The 22,571-nt window shown below is 39.3% G+C and carries 20 protein-coding genes; 7 read left to right on the plus strand and 13 right to left on the minus strand.

Features of this window, described 5'->3' with window-relative positions; genetic code table 11:
* Positions 1-41: 41 nt before the first annotated feature.
* The 3 genes from IF202_RS11445 to IF202_RS11455 all read right to left on the minus strand — a co-directional run bounded on the left by IF202_RS11445 (position 42) and on the right by IF202_RS11455 (position 3,801).
* Positions 42-1,568, minus strand: coding sequence for a malonate--CoA ligase (locus IF202_RS11445; RefSeq protein WP_191595030.1), 1,527 nt, complete (start codon positions 1,566-1,568; stop codon positions 42-44).
* 12 nt (positions 1,569-1,580) lie between these two features.
* On the minus strand, positions 1,581-2,894 hold the full coding sequence (locus tag IF202_RS11450) for a malonyl-CoA decarboxylase (RefSeq protein ID WP_191595031.1): 1,314 nt from the start codon (positions 2,892-2,894) through the stop codon (positions 1,581-1,583).
* 415 nt (positions 2,895-3,309) lie between these two features.
* Positions 3,310-3,801: a GlcG/HbpS family heme-binding protein gene (locus IF202_RS11455; protein WP_191595032.1), complete on the minus strand. Its 492-nt coding sequence runs from the start codon at positions 3,799-3,801 to the stop codon at positions 3,310-3,312.
* A 161-nt stretch (positions 3,802-3,962) separates the two neighbouring features.
* Here IF202_RS11455 and IF202_RS11460 point away from each other — a divergent pair, with 161 nt between their 5' ends.
* The 5 genes from IF202_RS11460 (at position 3,963) to IF202_RS11480 (ending at position 9,766) form a co-directional block, all read left to right on the plus strand.
* The gene (locus IF202_RS11460) at positions 3,963-4,826 is read left to right on the plus strand and encodes a fumarylacetoacetate hydrolase family protein (RefSeq protein ID WP_191595033.1); all 864 of its coding nucleotides are present in this window, start codon (positions 3,963-3,965) and stop codon (positions 4,824-4,826) included.
* A gap of 126 nt (positions 4,827-4,952) precedes the next feature.
* Positions 4,953-6,821, plus strand: coding sequence for a TRAP transporter permease (locus IF202_RS11465; protein ID WP_191595034.1), 1,869 nt, complete (start codon positions 4,953-4,955; stop codon positions 6,819-6,821).
* 25 nt (positions 6,822-6,846) lie between these two features.
* Entirely contained in the window at positions 6,847-7,815 is a 969-nt protein-coding gene (locus IF202_RS11470; protein ID WP_191595035.1) for a TAXI family TRAP transporter solute-binding subunit, read from the plus strand.
* Positions 7,816-7,893: 78 nt separating this feature from the next.
* The gene (locus IF202_RS11475) at positions 7,894-8,589 is read left to right on the plus strand and encodes a GntR family transcriptional regulator (protein WP_235963464.1); all 696 of its coding nucleotides are present in this window, start codon (positions 7,894-7,896) and stop codon (positions 8,587-8,589) included.
* A gap of 268 nt (positions 8,590-8,857) precedes the next feature.
* Complete coding sequence (locus tag IF202_RS11480) at positions 8,858-9,766, plus strand: DMT family transporter (RefSeq protein ID WP_191595036.1); 909 nt, start codon at positions 8,858-8,860, stop codon at positions 9,764-9,766.
* A 58-nt stretch (positions 9,767-9,824) separates the two neighbouring features.
* On the opposite strand, the gene IF202_RS11485 is transcribed toward IF202_RS11480, so the two are convergent.
* From IF202_RS11485 to IF202_RS11530, 10 genes are all read right to left on the minus strand, one after another.
* Positions 9,825-9,995 carry a hypothetical protein gene (locus IF202_RS11485; protein ID WP_191595037.1) on the minus strand — a complete coding sequence of 57 codons (171 nt, stop codon included), beginning with the start codon at positions 9,993-9,995 and terminating at the stop codon, positions 9,825-9,827.
* Between the two features lie 14 nt (positions 9,996-10,009).
* Positions 10,010-10,963: a class I SAM-dependent methyltransferase gene (locus IF202_RS11490; RefSeq protein WP_191595038.1), complete on the minus strand. Its 954-nt coding sequence runs from the start codon at positions 10,961-10,963 to the stop codon at positions 10,010-10,012.
* Between the two features lie 163 nt (positions 10,964-11,126).
* Positions 11,127-12,503, minus strand: coding sequence for a PepSY-associated TM helix domain-containing protein (locus tag IF202_RS11495; RefSeq protein ID WP_191595039.1), 1,377 nt, complete (start codon positions 12,501-12,503; stop codon positions 11,127-11,129).
* Between the two features lie 148 nt (positions 12,504-12,651).
* On the minus strand, positions 12,652-13,152 hold the full coding sequence (locus tag IF202_RS11500; RefSeq protein WP_191595040.1) for a DUF2946 domain-containing protein: 501 nt from the start codon (positions 13,150-13,152) through the stop codon (positions 12,652-12,654).
* 40 nt (positions 13,153-13,192) lie between these two features.
* The gene (locus tag IF202_RS11505) at positions 13,193-13,564 is read right to left on the minus strand and encodes a DUF2750 domain-containing protein (RefSeq protein ID WP_191595041.1); all 372 of its coding nucleotides are present in this window, start codon (positions 13,562-13,564) and stop codon (positions 13,193-13,195) included.
* A 132-nt stretch (positions 13,565-13,696) separates the two neighbouring features.
* A complete protein-coding gene (locus IF202_RS11510; protein ID WP_191595042.1) occupies positions 13,697-14,713 on the minus strand; it encodes an adenosine deaminase in 1,017 nt (338 codons plus the stop codon).
* A 234-nt stretch (positions 14,714-14,947) separates the two neighbouring features.
* Entirely contained in the window at positions 14,948-16,015 is a 1,068-nt protein-coding gene (locus IF202_RS11515; RefSeq protein WP_191595043.1) for a BMP family ABC transporter substrate-binding protein, read from the minus strand.
* A gap of 66 nt (positions 16,016-16,081) precedes the next feature.
* A complete protein-coding gene (locus IF202_RS11520; RefSeq protein WP_191595044.1) occupies positions 16,082-17,014 on the minus strand; it encodes an ABC transporter permease in 933 nt (310 codons plus the stop codon).
* Positions 17,015-17,023: 9 nt separating this feature from the next.
* Entirely contained in the window at positions 17,024-18,091 is a 1,068-nt protein-coding gene (locus tag IF202_RS11525) for an ABC transporter permease (protein WP_191595045.1), read from the minus strand.
* The gene (locus tag IF202_RS11530) at positions 18,088-19,632 is read right to left on the minus strand and encodes an ABC transporter ATP-binding protein (RefSeq protein ID WP_191595046.1); all 1,545 of its coding nucleotides are present in this window, start codon (positions 19,630-19,632) and stop codon (positions 18,088-18,090) included. Before IF202_RS11530 ends, IF202_RS11525 begins: the two co-directional genes overlap by 4 nt.
* A gap of 344 nt (positions 19,633-19,976) precedes the next feature.
* Here IF202_RS11530 and IF202_RS11535 point away from each other — a divergent pair, with 344 nt between their 5' ends.
* A complete protein-coding gene (locus IF202_RS11535; protein WP_206705466.1) occupies positions 19,977-21,167 on the plus strand; it encodes a GGDEF domain-containing protein in 1,191 nt (396 codons plus the stop codon).
* Positions 21,168-21,482: 315 nt separating this feature from the next.
* Positions 21,483-22,535 (plus strand): 23S rRNA (cytidine(2498)-2'-O)-methyltransferase RlmM, encoded by a 1,053-nt coding sequence (gene rlmM, locus IF202_RS11540; protein WP_191595047.1) that lies wholly within the window; start codon positions 21,483-21,485, stop codon positions 22,533-22,535.
* Positions 22,536-22,571: the final 36 nt, after the last annotated feature.

Consider the following 22,571-nt stretch of genomic DNA (forward strand, 5'->3'; position numbering starts at 1 on the left):
TTCGTACTTACATCATTAGAATGTGTATTTTTACTAATTAATTATTTCTTAGGGTAAAGGTCATCGAAACGTTCTCTTAGTGCCAACTTCTGGACTTTCCCCATTGTATTTCTTGGCAGTTCGTCTATGAAAATGACTTTTTTAGGTTGTTTGTATCCCGCAAGATTTTGCTTAGTAATGCTTTTAATCTTTTCTTCATTAACATCATCTTTAGTGATGACAACCGCCACGACAGCTTCACCAAAATCTGGATGCGGTACACCAATAACGGCAGATTCTACAACACCATTTATGTCATCAATAATCAATTCAACTTCTTTTGGGTAGACGTTGTAACCACCTGAAATGATAAGGTCTTTAGATCGACCAACTATTGATAAATAACCGCTGGCATCTAAAACGCCAATATCTCCTGTTAAGAACCATCCGTCTGGACTGAGTTCTTCTGCTGTTTTTTTAGGCATTTTCCAATAGCCACAGAACACATTTGGGCCACGAACTTGGATATGACCAATGCCATCAATAGGCAAAGTTTCACCCGTATCTGGGTGTGTGATTTTTACTTCAACGTCCGGTAAGGGTTTTCCAACTGTACCTGGGCGACGTTCACCCACATAAGGGTTTGAGGTGTTCATATTAGTTTCAGTCATACCGTAACGTTCTAGAATGGCATGTCCTGTTTTATCTAGCCATTGTGCGTGTGTCTCACTTAACAAGGGTGCAGAACCGGAAATAAACAAACGCATATTTTGAACAGCATCATGGGTAAGAGCTTGGCTTTTTAACAATCGTACGTAAAAAGTGGGAACGCCCATTAATACGGTAGCATCTGAAAAAAGTTTTAATATGGTATCGATATCGAATTTAGGTAAAAGAAATAATGAAGATCCAGCGCTAAGAGTAACGTTAATAGCAACAAATAAACCGTGTATATGAAAAATAGGTAAAGCGTGAATAAGTCGATCACTTTCAGAGAAATGCCATACTTTGGCGAGTGTGTGAGCATTAGACGCCAGTGCTTTATGAGTTAGCATGGCACCTTTTGAACGACCTGTTGTGCCAGATGTATATAAAATTGCAGCAAGGTCATCAGCTGTTCTTGGAATAGCTTCAAAACCGGTCTGTTGAGCTGCGCAAGCGTCGACCAGAGAGCCTTGTTTGCCATCAGGTGAAAGTGTTAATACTGTTGTTACATTCGCTTTGATTGTTACTGGTTTTAATGCGCCTTCTTTTTCTGGAGTACATACGAAGATAGTCGGACTTGCATCAACCAAGAAATACTCAACCTCTGGCGGTGTATAGTCTGTGTTGAGTGGTAAAAAAACGCCACCAGCGATCACGCATCCTAAGTAGAGTTGAATAGTCGTAATCGATTTTTCAACTTGTGCGGCAACCCGGTCACCAGGCTGTAAGCCTGAGGCAACTAATGCAGCCGCTACTTTTTCTGCATTTTCAAATAAATCACCATAATTGATTTCTGTATTGTCTGGTAATACTGCAAAAACACGACTCTTATCATTTTCGGAGGCATTACTAAGTTGATTGGCTAAATAATTTAATGGGTACAATGTTCTTCTCCCTTATGAATTTTTATTCAAACGTTTAATCGTTGGTGACGTGCTAATAATGCCTTCACGTAAAAAGTGTTCGTGGTTTATCTCTATGCTATTGAGGTCATATTCATAGTTCACCATAATTCCCCAAGAGCCTGAAAACCCTCGTTTTGAGTTATCTGCCCAGAGATTTATTTGCTCTAGCCTTGCGCCATTCCCCAAGTGGAATTTAGACACAGGGTCAAATGGACCGCCTTTTTTGTTTTTAGCTTCCAATAAGTAATAAGAGACAAGCTGATAGAGGGAGTGATGGTTTTTTTCTATAAATGCATTATCCGGCTTACTGGTGAGTGGCGTTAACTCATTTACTAATGATTGCATGTTTTTATTTAATGTCGGTTTGGAATCGATCCAACGACGTAGTCCAGGAACCGGAGACATAGTGACAAAGCGTTTTAAGTTAGGTAATTCCCTTTTTAGTTCTTCCACGACTTGTTTGATTAGGAAATTTCCGAATGAAATTCCTCTTAATCCTGTTTGACAGTTTGAAATAGAATAAAAAACAGCTGTGGTTGCAAAATGAGGGTCTAGGCTTTCACGGTCTCCTGCTAAAATGCTTGAGATCTGATCCGGCATGTCATTAGTTAAAGCCACTTCAACAAATATAAGAGGTTCATCAGAGAGAGAAGGATGAAAAAAAGCATATAAACGACGATCGTTTGCTGCAACACGAAGTCTCAGTTCATCCCAACCTTGTATTTCATGTACGGCCTCATAGGCAATTACTTTTTCTAAGATGGTTGCTGGCGTTGACCAGTTAATACGTTCTAGGCGTAGGAAACCATTATTAAACCAAGAGGTAAATAAGTGTTGAAAATCTTTATCTAGCGCCAATAAACTAGGGTCTTCTTTTGTATGCTGAAGTAGATCTTCACGCATTTTAACTAAAGAGGCTGTGCCACCATAAGCGAGATTTAAACGACGGATAAGTTCTTGAGATCGAGGTTCTGACAGTGAATGGATTTGCCTGGCTTCTATTTTTTTAGGATGAAGCAGCCACTCGTTTACGGTTTTCCGTAGTAGAGCTTCATCGACACCGAAATCAGTATAGACTTGCTGGAAAAAAGCTAATTGTTCGCTTTTATCGAGTTTCTTGTAATCTTCTAAAATATCTCTTGAGCGAGCCAGGCCGGTTGCTTCACCAACATTCGACAATAATGCTAGGCATTTTTGTGATAGGCAAAGCTTTTCAGAATCCGTATTAGAGTTAACGAGAATTGTATTACCGATATCAGATACTCGAGACAGTAAGTCTTCAATAATATTGGTCCAACGTGACATATTTTCCTCCACGGTTTGTTATAGAAGCATTGCTGTGTAACAAGATAGCGAATATAGAGTCGATTCTTGCTTGAATTACATCTTCAATCTAAGACTGTTGTGGCAATGCTTTTTATTATTTTTGTTACCTAAATTGTATTTTCAGAAAATACCTTTGATGGGAATTTACCGTGAGTTGATTTTTCATAGCCTCATACAATGAATTAAAAATAGCGTTTTAATGTTTTAAAATCAATAAATATCGCTAAAATTACAATATAAAATAAAATATCGTTATTTGTGGTTATGTTTTACCTAAATAAAACAGTAATTATTTCTGTAAGGTCAGTGGATGTTACGGAGGAGGGGCTTAGCCGCTAGGGCTTTAATAAACCTAAGCGACTTTAGCAATGGATAGAAGTGTACCTTCTCCGGTTTAAAGTCCAGCTTCAGACCAATTTTCAATTGGCGTCTCGGGATGAGAGGTAAACTGACATTGATTGATTGCTGTAATAGCGCAATATTCGTCTTTATCGGAAGCATCACCACTTATTCCTACTGCGCCAATGACTTCTTGATTACTATTACAAATGAGCACGCCACCTGGTACCGGGATAAAACGGCCTTGCGCCGCGCTTCCTAATGCGGATTGAAAAGCAGGGCGATTGGCAAGTCTATCGCGAATGGTTCGGCTAGAAATCCCCATGCCAAGTGCTCCCCATGCTTTGCCTATGGCGATATCAACACGCATAATGCCGCTACCATCTTCTCGTTTCATTGCTAATAAATGACCACCAGCATCGAGAACCGCAACTGTTAAAGGCAACATCTCCGCTTCTTGCCCAACTTTTAGTGCTGTGTCTAGAATGTTGGATGCATCTTTAAGGTTGAGTGCTACTGATAATTTTTTAACGTAATAATCGGACATTCTTTACTCCGTAACGGTTCATTTTTATGATGATGAATTTTATACTTCAAAATCGATTTTAATTCAAATAAAACAAAATAACGTTTTTATTTGTTTTTTATTTGTAATAATCTATATTTTAATATAAAAGTATAAAAAATCGATAATAAAAAGGAATCCTTATGAGAATTGTTTCATTTATAGACAACGGTGAAAGTAGAATTGGTGTACGCGATCAAAATGACATTATTGATCTGAGCATTGCAATGCCAGAATTACCTCAAGATTTGTTGGCTATTTTACAAGCCGGTCCTGAGTTAATGGTTAAGATTAAAGCGGAAGCTAGCAAGGCACCGAAAGAAGCTCGCAAGCCTTATAAAAATGTAGAATTTTCCCCTCTTATTGCTCGACCTCCAAAAATCATTTGTATTGGTAGAAATTATGCTGCTCATGCTGCCGAAGGTGGTGCTGAGACTCCAACATACCCAGAAATTTTCTTCCGTGGTGCTGAGTCTCTTATCGGACATAAACAATATATTATTCGACCAAAATGTTCTGATCGTCTTGATTATGAAGGTGAAGTCGCAGTCATTATTGGCAAAAAAGGTCGCCATATATCGGAAGAAGATGCTTTTGATCATATCGTTGGTTATACCATTTTTAATGATGCTACGATTCGTGATTATCAACGTAAAAGCTCTCAATGGACGATTGGTAAAACTTTTGATGGGACAGGAGCTTTTGGTCCAGAGCTTGTGACTAGTGATGAGCTGCCTTTAGGTATGAAAGAAGTTCAAATACAAACTCGACTAAATGGCCGAGTAATGCAAAATGCTAATACTAGAGACCTTGTTTTTCCTGTTGATTATCTTATTGCGACGCTGAGTGAATGCATGACATTAATGCCTGGTGATGTAATTGTAACAGGAACACCTGCAGGTGTTGGTTACGCAAGAACCCCTCCAGTATTCATGAAACCAGGTGATGTGTGTGAAATTGAAGTCGAAGGGCTGGGTGTATTAATAAATACAGTGGCAGACGAGTAAATAAGTAATAGGAGCAATGGCTTTAGCTGGATCAAATTCATGCCATTGCTCTACAGTACTATTCTTTGATAGTTCTGATTGATCATTATTAGTTAGTGTTTTATATAAAAATAAGAGAGACATAACATGCAGAAATGTACAAAAATAATAGCTGCCTGCATTCCAATTTTAAGTATTTTATGGGCTTTACAACTGCCCCTGCTACTCGAAATAGAAGTAGCAAGAACACAGTTTTTGGCCGTGCTACTGGGTACTGGCTGTACTTTGGTATATTTAACCCGAAAAAAAGGCAATAAACCGCTCCAGTATTTTTTTGCATTAATTTCTTTCGGGACTTTTGCCTGGATAGGGTGGGAGTACCAACGTTTCCAAATGGATTTTCCTTACCTAACAACAGAGATGCAGATTCTTGGCTTTCTTTCTCTTTTAATTATTGCCGATACAATTAGACAGACTACCGGTTGGATTCTACTTAGTGTAGTGGGTGTGTTTTTTTTATACAGTCTATTTGGTCATTTAATACCTTCACCACTAACGGGCACAGAAAGCTCTTTAAGCGAAATCGCTGTTTATCTAACCTTTGACCCAAATGCACTATTAGGTACGCCTATTAGTGTGGTGGCTACGATTGTTATTGTCTTTATTTTCTTTGGGAAATTATTGGTAAGAACAGGCTGTGGAGAATTTTTCATAGACTTGGCTATGGCCTCTATGGGTAAAAGACGCGGAAGCGCAGCAAAAACTTCTATAGTCGGTTCTGCTATGTTTGGTTCTATTTCAGGCAGTGCTGTATCTAATGTGGTGACCACAGGTGTCATGACTATTCCTTTAATGAAACGATCTGGATATACAGGGGTTCAAGCTGGAGCTGTTGAGGCGATTGCATCTACTGGCGGGCAATTAATGCCACCTATTATGGGCGCTGCTGCTTTTTTAATGGCGCAAACGTTAGAAATTCCTTATAGCGAAGTGGTTGTTGCATCCTTATTACCAGCTCTGTTGTATTACATCTCTGTTTTTATTCAAGTTGATCTAATTGCAGCACGAGATAACATCACTAGCAGTGATGTGGAAGTGAAATCGGTTAAAGAAGTATTGTTTGAAGGCTGGCATTTTATCCTCCCATTTGTCGTCTTGCTATATTCAATGTTTGCTCATAACACCTCCGCTGAATTAGCTGCCTTGTATGGTTCTGTTGCTGTGATCATCTTAGGATCGTTGCGCAGTTATCAGGGACATAAATTAACGGCTAAATCTCTTTGCACTTCTTTTCCAGACACTGGTTATACGGTGATGGAACTCATGATGATCGTGGCTGGGGCAGGTCTCGTTATTGGCTTGCTGAATATTTCATCAGGTGGTTTTGCTTTGACGCTTTCTTTGGTTCAGTTAGGGGAGAGCAGTTTAGCCATTCTATTATTAATTTCAGCTTTTGTTTGCATCGTATTAGGAATGGGGATGCCAACCACAGGTGTTTATGTTTTATTGGCAGCGTTAGTCGCTCCAGCGCTAGTAGAGGCTGGTATACCTGCTTTAGCGGCGCATATGTTTATTTTATATTTTGGCATGATGTCGATGATTACACCGCCTATTGCACTGGCTGCCTTTGCCGCAGCAACAATTACGGAAGATGAGCCCATGAAGACGGGGGTAGAAGCTATGAAGCTCGGTTGGCTAGCTTATTTTGTGCCTCTATTGTTTATCTTTACACCCGCATTATTGATGGATGCAGATACGATCGACATTATTCTGACCTTTATTATTATTGTTGCAGCGGTGCATTTTATTTCTGTTGCTATGGTCGGGTATTTTGCAAAACGATTAAAAGCCTCTGCACGCCTAATATTAGTATTAATTGGTGTCATTACTATGGCTCCTCAATCTCTGGTTAATCTTGGTTACTTGCCTTCCATCATGGCTATAGTGTTAGGTGTGATGTTTCTTTCTTGGCTCGCGTATTCTCAAAAAAATCATATAAATACACAAAACACATAAAAATAAATAAAATAAGGTGATTAAAATGAAAAAAACATTAGTGATATGTGCAACATTGGTAATGACGTGCTCTGGTTTATCTAACGCTGCAACTTACGGTATTGGGACAAATCAGCAAGGTTCTTTATTTTATTCTATGGGTGCCGCGTTATCCAAAACCATGGTAGAAATAACAGGAGAGCAATATCGAGTAGCGCCTTATGCTGGCTCTTCTACTTATATTCCTTTGTTAAATAGAGGGCGTCTTGCCTTTGGTTTGTCTAATGGTGGGGAAGCGACATTTGCGTATTTAGGCATGGAAAATTTTGAAGGGCATGAAAATAAAAATCTACGTTTAGTGGGTGCTGTTATTCCAACTCAGACTTCCTTCGCTGTTCCGACTAATTCAGATGTAAAATCAATCGCAGATTTAAAAGGTAAACGATTACCATCAGGTTATAATTCGGGACGAACTTTCCATTTTTACTCTAATGCTGCATTAGCTTCTGGTTTTTTAAATATTGATGAAACGAGAAAAGTACCAACACCAAATTTTGTTGCAGCATTGGGTGCGTTAGAAGAAAATCGAGTTGATGCGGCTTTGGTACCTATGAATGTTGGTGCAGGTAAAAAAGCTATGGCAACCATGAGTGACGGTTGGCGTTACATTAGCTTAAATGATAATGAACTTGCTAGAGTGGAAGTTGAGAAAAACCTACCGTCAGCACGTATCGTTAGTATGAAGCCATCACCTGCGTTAACTGGTGTTGTTGAAAATCCAACAAATATGATAGAAGTCGACTTTTATTTGATTTCTGGTGCAGATGTGCCTGATGATGTAGTGTATAAATTAGTAAAAACAATGGCTTCGAATAAAGCGGCTTTAGCAAAATCATTTGGTGCCTTTAATCGATATGTGCCAGAAAATATGGTCCAAAAAAATGTGGTTCCTTATCATCCAGGTGCAATAAAAGCCTATAAAGAGATGGGTATTTGGCCAGCAGAGAGTAAATAATATATTAGAACTTCGGTCTTGGTTTAGTGATTTAATATCATTTTTCCAAGACTGAACCATTTTGAGAATTAGAACATAATGACGGGTGTAGAGATCATTCCAAACAGCAATCAGTCCATGACAAAAACAGCCATCGATCGAGTGTATCAAGAGCTGAGACAAAAAATTATCAAAGGTGAATTTTCCCCCGGCGAGCGATTAAAAGTCGAAACATTAAAGCCACTATTTGATACTGGCGCTTCTCCTATTCGTGAAGCTTTGAGCCTTTTAACGTCGAATAAGTTAGTGGATCGTATTGATCAGAAAGGATTTCGAGTTTCTGCTGTCAGTGCTGAAAATTTCAATGAAATTTTTATGCTGCGCTGTAATTTAGAAGATCTTGCCTTACGTAAAAGTATAGAGTTAGGCGGTGATGCCTGGGAAGAAAAATTGGTTTTACTTCATCATCGACTGTCAAGAACAAGCATGGAAGACTTTGATATTTGGGAGCCTATGCACAAGTCGTTTCATATGTGTTTATTAGAGGCGTGCCAGTCGCCAATTCTATTAAGCTACTGCAATAATTTATATGATCAGAATATACGTTATCGTTTTTTAGCGGAAAAAAATTCTAATTATAATTCTCGTGATGTTCGTCATGAGCATGATGAGGTTTTTAATGCCACTATCAACCGGAAAGCCGATCTAGCTGTAGAGATACTATTGAGACACTATACGGATACTGGTGCGTTCCTTCGTGAATCGTTTAAAACTGGCGGTATGGCATCCAGTTAAATATAGCTACTCGCTTATAAATACGAAAAGGGTCAGTTGATTTCACGAACTGGCCCTTTTTTTAACCAAAATTGCACTGCTTCTAAAGAAAGTTTATTAAAAATAGTCGTGCAAGAAATTAATAACGTATTGTATTTATAGAGTGAAATTTTAATTTTTTGAAGTCTAGTCTTAATTTAAATGTGGCATATTTACTTGCAAGCTACTTTCTAGGTATTGATGAAGGGTATACTTAACAGCGTTTTTTTACGATAGAGATTTCATAGGTATGAATAGTCTAGTACAGAGCAACAGCAAAACAATGATGCAGGGTTATATCTACGCCTTCGTAGCCGTTCTTATTTGGACTGGTTTTATTTTGATCTCACGGGCAGGAGCACTGGCTTCATTGTCTTTACCTGACATGATGATGATTCGATTTGGTACGGCGTTTGTTTTGTTTTGTCCTGCTATTTGGATTCATCGAAAAACCATTTTTCAATGGCGTATGGTGATTTTGGGATCGATTGGCGGTTTAGCATATTCTCTGTCTGTATTTAACGGTTTTCAATATGCACCTGCAACCCACGCTGCATTACTGCTACCTGGCTTGATGCCGATTATGATTGCTGTATTAGCGTATTTTTTGGCTGGAGAAAGGCATACTAGATTTGCTTGGATTGGCATTGGTATTAGTAGTTTAGGGATTCTAGCTTTGCTGTTAGAAACGTTACTGTCTGGTGTGTCTTATTTGGTTGGTGATATCAGTTTTGTTGTATCTTGCTTATTTTGGGGGATTTTTACTGTCTTACTTAGACGATGGAGATTTGCACCATGGCATGCCACGTTAGGAGTGATTACTGTAACAACCTTGGTCTTCACTCCTTATTACCTTACACAGCTTTCTAATGCCTTTCAAGGCGTTGCTTATAGCATGATTGCACTACAAGCTTTCTATCAAGGTGTTATGGCGATTGCAGTACAGTTTGTTTGTTATGGTAAAGCGGTGCATATATTGGGGGCCACTAAAATGGGAGCCTTGATGGCTTTGGTTCCAATGCTAGCAAGTGTGTTTGCAGTGCCTTTATTTGGAGAACCTGTGACAACAGGTTTGGTGATTGCATTAGTGTGTATTTCTGTAGGAACTCTAGTAGGGAGCTTTTTACCGATTAAGGCGCCAATGATAAAAGTGAAATAGCGACAGAGTAAAACCGCAGTAATAATATCATTGTTATGATTACTGCGGCGTTTAAAAACTAGTCTTTCTTTTCTATGGTTATCTCTAGGTTTTTTGTACTGCCTGCAAACCATTTTTGTACATAGAGAGTCCCCATTATTGGCGCTTTACCTTCTTCTGGCACTTCTTGATATCGTACGCTGTTCTTCGTTTCTTTTTCGTATTCAAATGTCACGGTAGTTTTAGACATAGTATTTCCCTTTGTTAAGCGTTATCTGAAAGTATTCTTTGAAATATAAGTGCCTTCAAGCCACTTTCAATCTCAATATCTTGAAACTCTGGTGGATTGTCTAAGCGATATTGGAAAACAAGCTCTGGTGCTTCTTCATTCATGCCATCAATAAGAAACTGAGCAGGAAGTGTTGGGTCATTAACACAAGCCATCACTTGACCATTCGTTGTCAGCAAATCTGGTAAGCGGCGTAATATTTTTTGGTAGTCTTTAGTGAGAGCAAAGCTGCCGCGCTGGAAAGTAGGTGGGTCTATAATGATAAGGTCGTATTCACCGTATTTTTTGATTTTCCCCCAAGATTTAAAAATATCATGAGCAAAGAATTTCACGTTGTTTATGTCGTGCTTATTCAATCGATGATTGTCGCGTCCACGGCTTAATACCGCTTTTGCCATGTCTAAATTCACGACGAAATCTGCACCACCAGTAATAGCAGCGACAGAAAAACCGCAAGTATAAGAGAATAGGTTAAGCACTCGTTTATCTTGACTGTTGTCTTTGACCCAACGGCGTCCATAGCGCATGTCTAGAAAGAGGCCTGAGTTTTGATTCTTACCTAAATCTAATTGGAAAAGAAGACCATCTTCGTCGACGACTTGAGAGGCTTTATAATCTCCCCATAAGCACTCTGTTGGGCTTTTTTCTTGGTGTCTATGTTGTAAAAGTAGAGATGTTGCTTTACTTGAAACCCACTCAGGTTGAGACGTCCAATTGATTAAGTCATGGTTTAATTGTATTAAAAATTCGTCGGATGATTCTTTGAAAAGAGAGACTAATACTTGCCCGTCTAACCAATCAATGGTGATGTGCTCCAATCCTGGAAAGCATTTACCTCGTCCATGAAATAACCGTTGGGCACCCTGAGGTTGCTGTTCTAACTTAAGTAAGAGGCGTTCTGATAGCGTGGATAAGGCTTGTAAGTCCATAGAGTCGGATTCTAATACTAATTTGATTACAGCGTATTCTACTGATAACGAGCAGAGGTGCCAGCAGAAACTATAAGAGGAAAGGGTAAGACACAGTGTATAAGAAGGTCTATTGAACTTAGTTTAAAGCTCAATAGACACTCTAGTAGTACTTATTGAAATCTTAAGCGCGCTTAGCTCGCCAAATATCAATCAGTAGGAAAATTAATAGACTCACCCCCATTACTGGTAAACTGACGCCTAATGCAATAGCAATAATAAAGGTCATAGTTTTTTGCAGTGTTGAGAGTTTTTTCCATGCTTGAGTTAGCGGCTTTGACGTAGACGCTGCAGAAGGGCGACGTATCCACCACATTTTGTAGCCCCAAATAATCATGAAGCATAAAGATAAGCCAAATGCCGCGAGAATAATTTGGTTAACGACACCAAATAAAATACCCATGTGGGTATCAATTCCCCAACGAATTAATTTTGCTACTAAAGGGAAATTTTTAAAATCGGCACGACTGGTTACTGTCATAGTACTTGCATCAACAGCAACGCTATCAACTTGAGTTGGCCACGAGCGGTCAATTTCACGAACGAACCAAGCTTTACCTTCTCCTTTTGATGGTTTGATTTCTAATATATTGGAATCAATACCTGCATCTCGAGCACTTTTTAATACGCCATCAAACAAAAGATCTGTATTAATGCTGTGAGTCGAAACATGGGGTTCTGACTCGACATTCTGATGATGTGCATGCTCGTCTGAAGAAACTATTTCATCGCTCTTCTGTGCTAGGTTTAAAGACACAGAGGGAGTTACCCAGCCAATGCTAGTACGCAAAGTACCAATATTTCCTCCAGCCCATTTGGACCAAGTTAATCCAGTGATAGACACAAAAATAAGACCGATAAATAAACATAACCCGACTTGATAGTGGCGTCTTCGTTTGTTTAGTAACTCTGTTTTTTTAGCGGCTTCTGCAGTGTTTTTCTTGCCACCTTTGTACCATAGAAACAAACCACCTAATGCAGCAATCCATAACCAAGACGCCGCTAGTTCGCTGTAATAGCGACCCACTTCACCTAATAAAAGTTGGCGATGTAAATAATCGATAGCGGTTCTAATCGGTAATACACCGCTGGTTCCATAAACAGGCAAGTTTCCTTTTAATTCAAGGGTAACCGGATCAATGAATAAGGCACGAGCACCAGAAAATCCGGCTGTTGAATCTAAAAACATAACTCGTGTTGTGTCGCCTTGTTCCGGCGCTGGTCGAACTGCAAAGAGTTTAAGATCTTCTTGCAAGTAAGATCGTGCTGACGTGATTTGTGCTGCAAGTGATTGTATTTCACCTGTACTTTGAGTAGTTAATGCATCTTTGTAGATGGCATTTTCTATCTGAGGAGATATCACATAGAGGGTGCCTGTTAACGCCGCAATAAAAATAAATGGTCCAATGAAGAAACCAATATAAAAATGTAATCTTGTTATTAATAAAAGCATAGCGTTCGAAGATGATTCGGATGCTGTCTTATTTATATTTGTTGGCATAGTTTGTTCTCATACTAGAAAAGGGCAATACAAAGCCTTTGAGTTAAAAACTCACTTTCCTAAAGTTGTGAAAGTACACAAACGCGTATTCTTGCTTGGTGATCAAAGCAAAAAAGAAGAGGCGTCATGTTATGTATTGACTGATGAGTTAACTTGTTAGGTGAGGTGGCGCTCTTGGTAAAATAGAGGTGAAAGGTAAATGGTATTTACGCGAAACCGTTGAAAATACCAAGTTTGGGTAATGGATTGGTTTGATTGGAGTGATGTTAAAGGTTTTCACATCAAGCCAGCTTAAGTGAAACAGTAATGCGCAATAACCACAGGCTTCTAATAGATTGGTGGCTGCTCCTTCAGCATGATGACCCTGATGGCCACTGTGTTCATTAATAGAAACATGTTTGTCTGAGATTTGAGCAGACGTTTGCTTGATATTACTTGTTTGAAGGTGATGTCCCATTTTTTCATGGTCGTGTTCTTGCATCACCATTATGCTTGTCGGTGCGATTGACTGTGTTTTTATTGCTTCTGGAAAGGCTTGAGCGATTTGTGAAAAAAGAGGGGCGAAATAAATAATAAGCACAGAAAACAAGCAAAGACATACGGCAAATTGTATCTTTGCTTGTTTCAAACGAAAGGTGGTTTTTCGCATATCCATGCGTCTTAAGACTAACCGCTAGATAAAACTGAATTTATTTGGCGTTTAGGTCAAAGGCATGTTCTTCTGCTGAAGAGACGATGCATTCACCTGCTAAGTTTGGCGAAATTCCAACAGAGAAACCATCACTTTGCATCCCAGGAAGCCACTTTTCAGGCCAGTCTTCGGCATTAATTTCTAATGCGTTGAATCCTTCATGATCTGCTCTGCCCCAGTCCGTAGCCATCGCTTTTGATGGCCAAACAGGCAGTACTTTGTCACTGCCTAAGTCAATGATTAAACAGCCCTCGGCATCCGCTAGAGCCCATATAGATTGACCTTTTTTGATGGCCGCAATCACTTGAGTGTAGCGTTCACTACTTGGTAGGCGGTAGAAAGAGTCATCAAAAATTGTTGTTGCGGTCATGAATTTAGCTCGAATTATAAAAAAGAAGGATCTTAACACATGAAAACAAGAGATTAAAAAAGAATGACCTATTGGGTCATTCTTTTTATCGTTTGAGTTTATGGCGTTAGAATTTAAAGAAAGTGAACGTAATTAATGAAATAAATTATCTAGTTGCTTTAAGTGGATTTCTTTCGCTGTTTTATCCATCCAGCTACAGGAAATACCATTTTTAGCCAGTTGAAAAAGTTCTTCTTTGTTGATGCCTGTTTTTTCTATTAGAGCGGTGTAGTTGTCATTCATGTAGCCACCAAAATAGGCTGGATCATCTGAATTTATAGTAGCGTTTAAGCCAAGCTCTAGCATGCTTCTGATAGGGTGTTGTTTCATATCAGTGACAACACATAGCTTTAAATTAGAAAGAGGGCAGACGGTCAACGTGAGATCACGTTTTTTGATTTCAGCGATCAGAAGTTCGTCTTCTAATGCTCTGTTACCATGATCGATGCGATCCACTTTAATGATGTCAATTGCTTGCCATACGTATTCCGGAGGGCCTTCTTCACCGGCGTGGGCTGTTATTTTTAAGCGTAAGTCACGACAAGCTTTGAATACGTTAGTAAACTTTTTAGGTGGATGACCTAGCTCTGAACTATCAAGACCAATACCATCAATCCATTTTATAAAAGGTTTTGCCTGCTCCAGTGTCTCAAATGCGCTTTCTTCACTTAAATGTCGTAAGAAAGACATGATGAGCTTAGATGTCATTCCCCATTTTTTTCCTGCATCTTGCAATGCATTATAGATACCAGAGATTTGAATCTCAAACGGAACACCTCGAGAGAGGTGCCCTTGAGGGTCAAAGAATATCTCTACGTGAACGACATTTTCGCTGTGTACTTTTTCTAAGTAAGCCATGGTCAAATCGTAAAAATCTACTTCATGTAAAAGTACCGACATACCTTGATAATAGAGATCTAAAAAATCTTGGAGCTGTGTAAATTGATACGCCGCTTTCAGTTCTTCGACGGTTTTGTATTTTAGATCAACCTTGTTACGTTGAGCGATAGCAAACATTTGATCGGCTTCGAAAGTACCTTCAATGTGTAGGTGAAGTTCAGTCTTTGGCATTTTCTGTGCTAAGGCAACCAATGCTTTTGTTGTGTTCATAAAATGGCCATATCGTGTGTGTGTGTTAATAACGTTTAGTGGTCTTCGAATAATTTTTTATATTAATTTTCAGTCGCTTGATTGGAAATATACAATAAAAACGAATATGAAAAAGAAGATTCTTAGGAATAGCTGAATTTACTATAAATGCGGGATATAAAGTATTGTGTACAGCCAGTAATTAATACCGACTATACACAACAAGCATCTCAGAGAGAGGTTTTTAAAATTCGACTAGTGAGGAACTTCGTCTGTAATACCTTCAACGTACCAGTTTACTTGAGCAAGCTCTACATCCGTCATTGAATGGCCTGCTTTAACAACTAGGTTACCTTTATTGTCTTTGATTGGACCAGTGAATGGTTTAAGTTCGCCTGATTTAATCGCAGCAAAAGTAGAGCTGATTTTTGCTTTAACCGCTTCTGGAAGATTTGGATTGATAGATTCAATTGTTAAAATTTCATCAGCAAATCCACCCCAGTAATCTTTTGGTTCCCACGTCTTATCCATTACGTTTTTCGCAATGTTGATGTAATAAGGTGTCCAGTTATCACGAACAGAAAACATGTGTGCTTCAGGTGCGAATTGGCTCATGTCAGATGCTTGACCAATTGCACGTAAACCACGTTTTTCAGCAGCAATAAGTGGTGCTGGGCTGTCAGTATGTTGAATTAGAACATCAACGCCTTGATCCATTAGAGCATTAGCTGCATCTGTTTCTTTACCTGGATCATACCAAGAGTTTACCCAAACAATTTTCATTTTTACGTTAGGGTTAACGCTTTTAGCGGCCATGAAAGTTGAGTTGATGTCACGGATTACTTCAGGAATTGGGAAAGAGCCGATGTAACCGATCGTGTCAGTTTTCGTCATCATCCCCGCTGCTGTACCAGAAACATAACGACCTTCATAAGTACGTAGTACATATGTACCTACGTTTTTAGAAAGCTTGTAACCTGTTGCGTGTTCAAACGTCACGTTAGGGAAGCGTTTTGCCACTTTAATCGTTGGGTTCATGAAACCAAAAGAGGTTGTGAAGATTAGATCGTTACCTGCTTTAGCTAATTGAGTGATTACACGTTCTGCATCCGCGCCTTCAGGAACGTTCTCTACAAATGTTGTTTCTACTTTGTCACCAAAATATTCCTCTAGCCCTTTACGGCCTAAGTCGTGCTCGTAACTCCAGCCTAAATCGCCAACAGGGCCAACATAGACAAATCCAACTTTTAATGGATCTTCAGCCAGAGCAGCGTTTGCTCCTGCTAAAAGTCCTAGACCAACTAGTAAACTTTTAAATTTCATTTTTAGCTCCTATTTGTGCCCGTAGGCGTTTTTCTTCAATCGTGAAGTCGTTATTAAAATTGAGAGTTATGCCATGTTTCTTGGGTCAAAAGGTTTGCCCAGAGATCGTGGCGCTAGTAATTTTTCTTTAAAGTGGTCCGCGCCTATGATTACCATCACAACGACGGTTGCAACATATGGCAGCATGGCAAGTAAATTTGGAGAAATTGACCACCCTAATCCTTGTAAAACCAAATGCATGATACTAGCTAAGCCAAAAAGGTAAGCACCTAACATAATGCGGCCAACGCGCCATGATGCAAATACAACAAGAGCCAGTGCGATCCAGCCGCGACCTGCTGTCATACCTTCAACCCACATAGGTGTGTAAACTAAAGACATATAAGCGCCAGCGGTTCCTGCCATTGCACCACCGAACATAACCGCTAAATAACGAACTCTTAGTACCTTAATACCAATGGCGTTAGCAGCATGTGGGTTTTCGCCTACTGCTTTTAATGTCAAACCGATACGAGTCTTATTGACAACATAAACTAATAGGGCGGTCATGAAGAAAGAAAAGTACACCAAAATATCATGGCTAAACAGAATTTGACCAACATAAGGAATATCAGAAAGAAGTGGGATCGCGATTGGTTGGAAGCCTTGAATGGTTTGGCCAACGAAATCAGCACCAATAAAAGCACTTAAACCAGTGCCGAAAATAGTTAAGGCAAGGCCCGTAGCAACTTGATTGGCGCCGATGTGAAGAACCAATACGGCAAAAATCAAGCTCATAATTGACCCCATCACCATAGCGGCGATAATACCAAACCCCATATTGCCTGAGCCATATGCAGCAAGGAAACCAACAACCGCTCCCATTAGCATCATACCTTCTTGGCCAAGGTTCAATACGCCAGATTTTTCACAGATAACTTCTCCCAAAGCGATAAAGAGTAAAGGGGTACCAGTTTTAATGGCGGCAAACAATATTTGTACTATTAGATCTGCGTCCAAAATAAGCTCCTAGTTTGTCGCTTGGTTGGTGAATGTGAGGCGATTATTAATAAAAAAGTCACATGCTAATAAGAAGAACAATAAAACACCTTGAAACATACTGATAACAGCAACCGGAATACCCATTTCAATTTGAGCTAAGTCACCGCCCATATAAAGTACTGCCATGAACATGGCCGCGATAATGGCACCAATAGGATGTAATCTTCCCAAATAAGCAACAATGATGGCGGAATAACCATAACCAGGAGAAATATTTGGGGTTAATTGACCGATTGGTCCTGTCGTTTCACTTACACCCGCTAAGCCAGCTAATGCACCTGCAAACAACATGACAAACCAACTTAGTTTTTTACTGCTAAACCCTGCATATCTTGCAGCAGGTTCATCTGCACCGAAAACACGAATTTGGAAACCAAGATGTGTTTTGCTCAAAATAAACCAACCAATGATACCTGAGATAATCGCGAAAAGAATACCAAGGTGAATTCGGCTACCTTCAAATAATGTAGGTAATAGTGTTATATCTGAAAACAGCGCGGACTCTGGGAAGCCATAACCATCAGGGTCTCTTAATGGACCATGGACAGACCAGATAAGAAGGTATAGAGCGATATAATTAAACATAATCGTGGTTAAGATTAGATTTGAGTTGTAGCGTAACTTTAAGAAAGTTGGAACCGCGGCCCAAGCCATACCGGAAATGATGCCTGCTAATAAAGTGATTGGAAGTGCGAATACAGATTCTGAATCAATAAAGTAAAGCGCCATAGCCGAACCGCCCAATGCGCCGGCTAAAAGCTGTCCTTCTGCACCTATGTTCCACATGTTAGCGCGATAGCATAATGATAAGCCCACTGCACAAAGTAGTAGAGGTCCCATTTTTACAAACATTTCGCCAATGTTGTAGCTGTCAGCTAATGGTGCAATAAGCAACACATGCAAAGCTTGAACTGGTGACTTTCCAATAGCAGAAAATAAAATAGCACCAAAGATGAGGGTCAGTACGATAGCAAGCAGCGGTGAGGCTACTTTCATTAAAGAACTTGGCTCTGTACGAGCTTGAATGCGGATCATGCCTGAGCCTCTTGAACTGCTGTGTTGATAAAGGTACCAGCCATCCATTGGCCTATTTGATCTATATTGGTTTCTTCTGTTTTTACTAATGGTGATAAATACCCATCACAAACAGCTGCCATTCGATCGGCTAATAGAAAAAGTTCATCAATGTCTTCTGAAATAAGCAAAATTGCAGCGCCTTCATCACGAAGTTCGAGTAGTGCTTGATGAATAGCAAGTGCGGCACCCACATCAACTCCCCATGTTGGGTGAGCACAAATTAATACTTTTGGGTGCTGACCAATTTCTCGACCCATGATGAATTTTTGTAAATTACCACCACTTAAACTTTGAGCTTCTGAAAATTCACCATGGCATTTAACTTTGTACTTACCGATAAGTTCCGTGGTGTATTCCTTGATGCTTTGCCATTGCACTAAACCGTTTTTAACAAAACCCGTGCTGTGAGTCAGTAGCGTATTTTCTGTCAGACTCATATCGGGTACTGCGCCACGACCAAGTCTTTCTTCTGGTACGTAAGCCATGCCTAGCTGCCGCCTTTCTCCAGCGTGTAAATGTCCAATCTTAAGCTTGCCTAGCGTTAGGGCGTTTTTGACATTACGTTCGTCTTCACCGCTTATTATAGCCATCAATTCGTCTTGGCCGTTACCTGCAACACCTGCAATGCCTAATATTTCGCCAGCTTTTAAGTCGAAGTTGATATTTTTTAGTGCTGTACCAAAGGGTTGTTTAGAAGGTAAAGATAGGTCGCTCACATTAAAAACTTCAACGGTTCCTTCTTTTTTCGAATAACCAGCGTCTTGATCTGCCAAGTCACCGACCATCATTTTTGCGATAGTGGCAGGTGTTTCTTCACTTGGTACACATGTATCAACCACTTTGCCGCCACGAAGAATGGTTGCTTTGTGACAAACTTCGGTAACTTCATGGAGTTTGTGGCTGATAAATAAAATGCTACAGCCTTCTTTTGATAGGGTGCGTAAGACGTTAAACAGTCCAGCGACTTCTTGTGGTGTTAAAACGGAAGTCGGTTCGTCTAAAATAAGCAGTTTCACGGACTGAACAAGGCAACGCATGATTTCAACACGTTGTCTTTCGCCAATTGAAAGGGAGTGCACATATCGACTTGGATCAACATTTAAACCGTATTCTTCAGACAGTTGAATAATTCTTTGGGCTAGATCCCCAATATTATTCAGTTGGCTTTTACTTAGACATAGTTCAATGTTTTGGCTGACAGTTAATGTTTCAAACAATGAAAAATGCTGAAACACCATGCCGATTCCTAAATCACGAGCAATAGAGGGTGATTTAATATTAACTTCTCTGCCATTCCATATGATGTCTCCTTTATCGGGAGAGACTACGCCGTAAATAGTTTTGACTAGTGTACTTTTTCCTGCTCCATTCTCACCTAATAGAGCATGAATTTCGCCAGGCATTAAAGTGATGCTAATACGATCATTAGCCAAGCAACCAGGGTATTGTTTAGTGATATTCGCCAATTCAAGGCGAGATACTAAATTGTGTGTTTTCAATGTTCCGACACCTTATTTCTAGGGTTTAGTTGGACGAAAGAATATTATTTTTCTATATGGTTTATTTATATTGCTAATAAAAGCAAATATCTTATGTTTTTTTGCACCAAAATAAACGTGCCGCGCACTAATTTGGTTCGTGATGCCTGTGATATTTAACTTGACCAATCAGTTAAAGTTTTAAACCCTACTATTGGAGTGTACTTATCAATATTCATGCCAATGATTATTGGGTTTTTTTAGGTGGCGTAGAGTACGAAATTTTAACTTTTTTGTCTTCAACTGATTTCTTCAATTCGTATTTTGATATTGAGGCTATCGTTATCTGAATTAATAGAAAAGATATGACGTATTCTGTAGAATGCGTCATTGAAATTCAATTGCATCGAGATTCGCGTCATTTGTGGTGTGGTTACTTAAGTCCGACCTTGATTAGGAATACCGTGTTTTCTTTAACAAAAAAAACTATAGACAAGCTACTTAACTCTGGTTTTGCAGATGAGTTCGATAACGATCTCAATCAGAAGCATGTGGTGGTTTTTTCATATTTAGTATTCGCCATAAGCTGTTTTTCTATGTTGGTATTTTTCTTCCTTCGCCAAATGCCGTTTATGGGCATTTTCTCTTTAGGTTGTTTAATATCTGCACTTATAGGTTTTCGTTCTAATTGCTTGGGTGATTTTGGCCGTGCTCAATTATTAATTCCTATTGCTAAAATTATTCAAATAACCATTCTTAGTTTATTTTATTTTGGAGCCAGTAGTAGCTTTCATTGGGTTTTTGTTAATGTGATTCTTTACGCTGTCGTTGTTTTTAGAGTTGATCAAGCGTTTTCAAAATATCTAATTGTTGTTAGTTCTACTGTTTTATTTTTTGTCTGTGAATTTCTGACGTTAAAAGACTTATATTTAACTGCAGAAGATCAAGGCTTTGTAGAGATTATTACTTTTTTTTCTGTTTCTTTTTACTTTTCAGTAGTTGTTAACTTAGTGATGAGTCGGTTGAAATCTGTTAATAGGCATTTACGAACCTTGGCCGAAAAAGATGAATTAACAGGTTTATCGAATAGGCGGAAAGTGCTGGCTGATGCGGTTAATATTTTTGCAGATTCTGTTATTAATAGAGAGTCCTGCGTTTTTGCTATTGTAGATTTAGATCACTTTAAAAAAATTAATGATACCTATGGTCATGAAGCAGGTGATTTAGTTTTAGCTCAGGTTGCTAATATGATGTGTTCTGTTATACGTCCTCAAGATGAAATAGGTCGTTATGGTGGGGAGGAGTTTATTGTGATTATGCGAGATACTAACTTGAAGCAAGCTGAAGGTGTTGTAGAGCGTATTCGTCAGTCTGTTGAAGATATGTTAATAGAGACAGAGCAAGGGATTATTATTCCTGTCACCATCAGTGCAGGCTTAGCTTCAATTACTTCTAGTGTTTCTCGTTACGAAGAAATATTGGCGCAAGCGGATAAAGGTTTGTATATCGCCAAACGTAATGGACGGAACCGTGTCTTTGTACAATCTGATTATTAAAAATTGAATATATTTGATTCACCGTATTGACATATGAGTTGTCCACTTTCTCTGTGGATAAGCTTGTTAGCTACTCTATTTTCCCTTTATTTTTCGTGATGAGGTGTCTTTGATCGAAGTATTATTTTGTTGTGATGACTGTTAGGTGCTTAATAAGCCTGGGGTATTAGTTTTCCTGCATCTGGTAAGTGTTTTTCGCGAGAGTTATCTGAATTTGTTGGGGTGCAATTTGATGAGTCCTTATTTAAAGTGGCCCTCTAAAAAAGTAATTAATATAACTCAGTAAAGATTAGCTCTTACTGAGAGGGAATGTGAATGAAAAATGTTTTAGTTTATTGCCGTCAGGGTTTTGAAAAAGATTGCGCGGCAGAACTGTCGGAAGTTGCTAGTAGCAAGGGCTTTTATGGTTATGCGAAGGTGGTTCCTGATGCGGGTTATATTGTGTATAACTTTGATCAAGCAGATGCGGGCGAAAACTTAATCAAGCAATTACAGTTTAATCGTCTTATTTTTGCTCGCCAGATTATTGCTATTAATGATGTAATTGAGTTAGAGCAGGGTGGGCGAGTTGAGTTACTGCTTGAAGCTGCTCGCGAGTTGCCTTTGGCTGAAGAAATATGGATTGAAACTGCTGATACTAATGAAGCGAAAGCTCTGTCTGGTCTAATCAAAAAACTGGAAAAACCTTTGCGAGAGGGTTGGAAGCGATCTGGTGTATTACGTAATAAAGCCGTCGGTGTTAGGCATCATGTCTTTATGTTGAGTGGTGAAGCGGCTTATTTAGGTGTGTCTTATGAGGTTTGTCGCAGTGAGTTCCCTATGGGAATTAGGCGTTTACGTTTTCCTGCTGCGGGACCTAGTCGTTCTACACTTAAGCTTGAAGAAGCGTTTCTACAATTTGTTCCTGAGCGTATCCGCGAAGAAAATTTAATTGAAGGTATGACTGCTGTTGATCTAGGTGCTGCGCCGGGTGGTTGGACATATCAGTTTGTCAAAAAAGGCATTCATGTTATTGCTATTGATAATGGACCAATGCAAAAGGAACTAATGTCTAGCGGGCTAGTGGAGCATGAAAAAGCTGATGGCTTTAAATATGAGCCTCCTTACACGGTTGATTGGCTTGTTTGTGATATGGTTGAAAGGCCTATAAAGGTGGCTGAGCTGATGGCTAAGTGGCTGGCTAATTGTTGGGCAAGAAGGGCTATTTTTAATTTAAAGTTGCCGATGAAGAAACGCTATCAAGAAGTATCTTTGTGCTTAGAGGCTATTGATGCTGCGCTGAGAAAAGCTGGGATAAGTTATCACTATCAAGTAAAGCATCTTTATCATGATCGTGAAGAGGTTACTGTCTGTATCATTGTCAAATAGAGATTAGATTTAACTAAAAGTCTGTAGCAAAAAAGC

The organism is Marinomonas colpomeniae (assembly GCF_014803385.1).
GTDB classification, from domain to species: Bacteria; Pseudomonadota; Gammaproteobacteria; order Pseudomonadales; family Marinomonadaceae; genus Marinomonas; species Marinomonas colpomeniae.

Excerpts from the sequence above, each read along its gene's own strand:
- IF202_RS11450 (WP_191595031.1), bottom strand. The coding sequence starts at position 2,894 with ATGTCACGTTGGACCAATATTATTGAAGACTTACTGTCTCGAGTATCT.
- IF202_RS11455 (WP_191595032.1), bottom strand. The coding sequence starts at position 3,801 with ATGTCCGATTATTACGTTAAAAAATTATCAGTAGCACTCAACCTTAAA.
- IF202_RS11460 (WP_191595033.1), top strand. The coding sequence starts at position 3,963 with ATGAGAATTGTTTCATTTATAGACAACGGTGAAAGTAGAATTGGTGTA.
- IF202_RS11465 (WP_191595034.1), top strand. The coding sequence starts at position 4,953 with ATGCAGAAATGTACAAAAATAATAGCTGCCTGCATTCCAATTTTAAGT.
- IF202_RS11470 (WP_191595035.1), top strand. The coding sequence starts at position 6,847 with ATGAAAAAAACATTAGTGATATGTGCAACATTGGTAATGACGTGCTCT.
- IF202_RS11475 (WP_235963464.1), top strand. The coding sequence starts at position 7,894 with ATGACGGGTGTAGAGATCATTCCAAACAGCAATCAGTCCATGACAAAA.
- IF202_RS11480 (WP_191595036.1), top strand. The coding sequence starts at position 8,858 with ATGAATAGTCTAGTACAGAGCAACAGCAAAACAATGATGCAGGGTTAT.
- IF202_RS11485 (WP_191595037.1), bottom strand. The coding sequence starts at position 9,995 with ATGTCTAAAACTACCGTGACATTTGAATACGAAAAAGAAACGAAGAAC.
- IF202_RS11490 (WP_191595038.1), bottom strand. The coding sequence starts at position 10,963 with ATGGACTTACAAGCCTTATCCACGCTATCAGAACGCCTCTTACTTAAG.
- IF202_RS11495 (WP_191595039.1), bottom strand. The coding sequence starts at position 12,503 with ATGCCAACAAATATAAATAAGACAGCATCCGAATCATCTTCGAACGCT.
- IF202_RS11500 (WP_191595040.1), bottom strand. The coding sequence starts at position 13,152 with ATGCGAAAAACCACCTTTCGTTTGAAACAAGCAAAGATACAATTTGCC.
- IF202_RS11505 (WP_191595041.1), bottom strand. The coding sequence starts at position 13,564 with ATGACCGCAACAACAATTTTTGATGACTCTTTCTACCGCCTACCAAGT.
- IF202_RS11510 (WP_191595042.1), bottom strand. The coding sequence starts at position 14,713 with ATGAACACAACAAAAGCATTGGTTGCCTTAGCACAGAAAATGCCAAAG.
- IF202_RS11515 (WP_191595043.1), bottom strand. The coding sequence starts at position 16,015 with ATGAAATTTAAAAGTTTACTAGTTGGTCTAGGACTTTTAGCAGGAGCA.
- IF202_RS11525 (WP_191595045.1), bottom strand. The coding sequence starts at position 18,091 with ATGATCCGCATTCAAGCTCGTACAGAGCCAAGTTCTTTAATGAAAGTA.
- IF202_RS11535 (WP_206705466.1), top strand. The coding sequence starts at position 19,977 with ATGACGTATTCTGTAGAATGCGTCATTGAAATTCAATTGCATCGAGAT.
- rlmM (WP_191595047.1), top strand. The coding sequence starts at position 21,483 with ATGAAAAATGTTTTAGTTTATTGCCGTCAGGGTTTTGAAAAAGATTGC.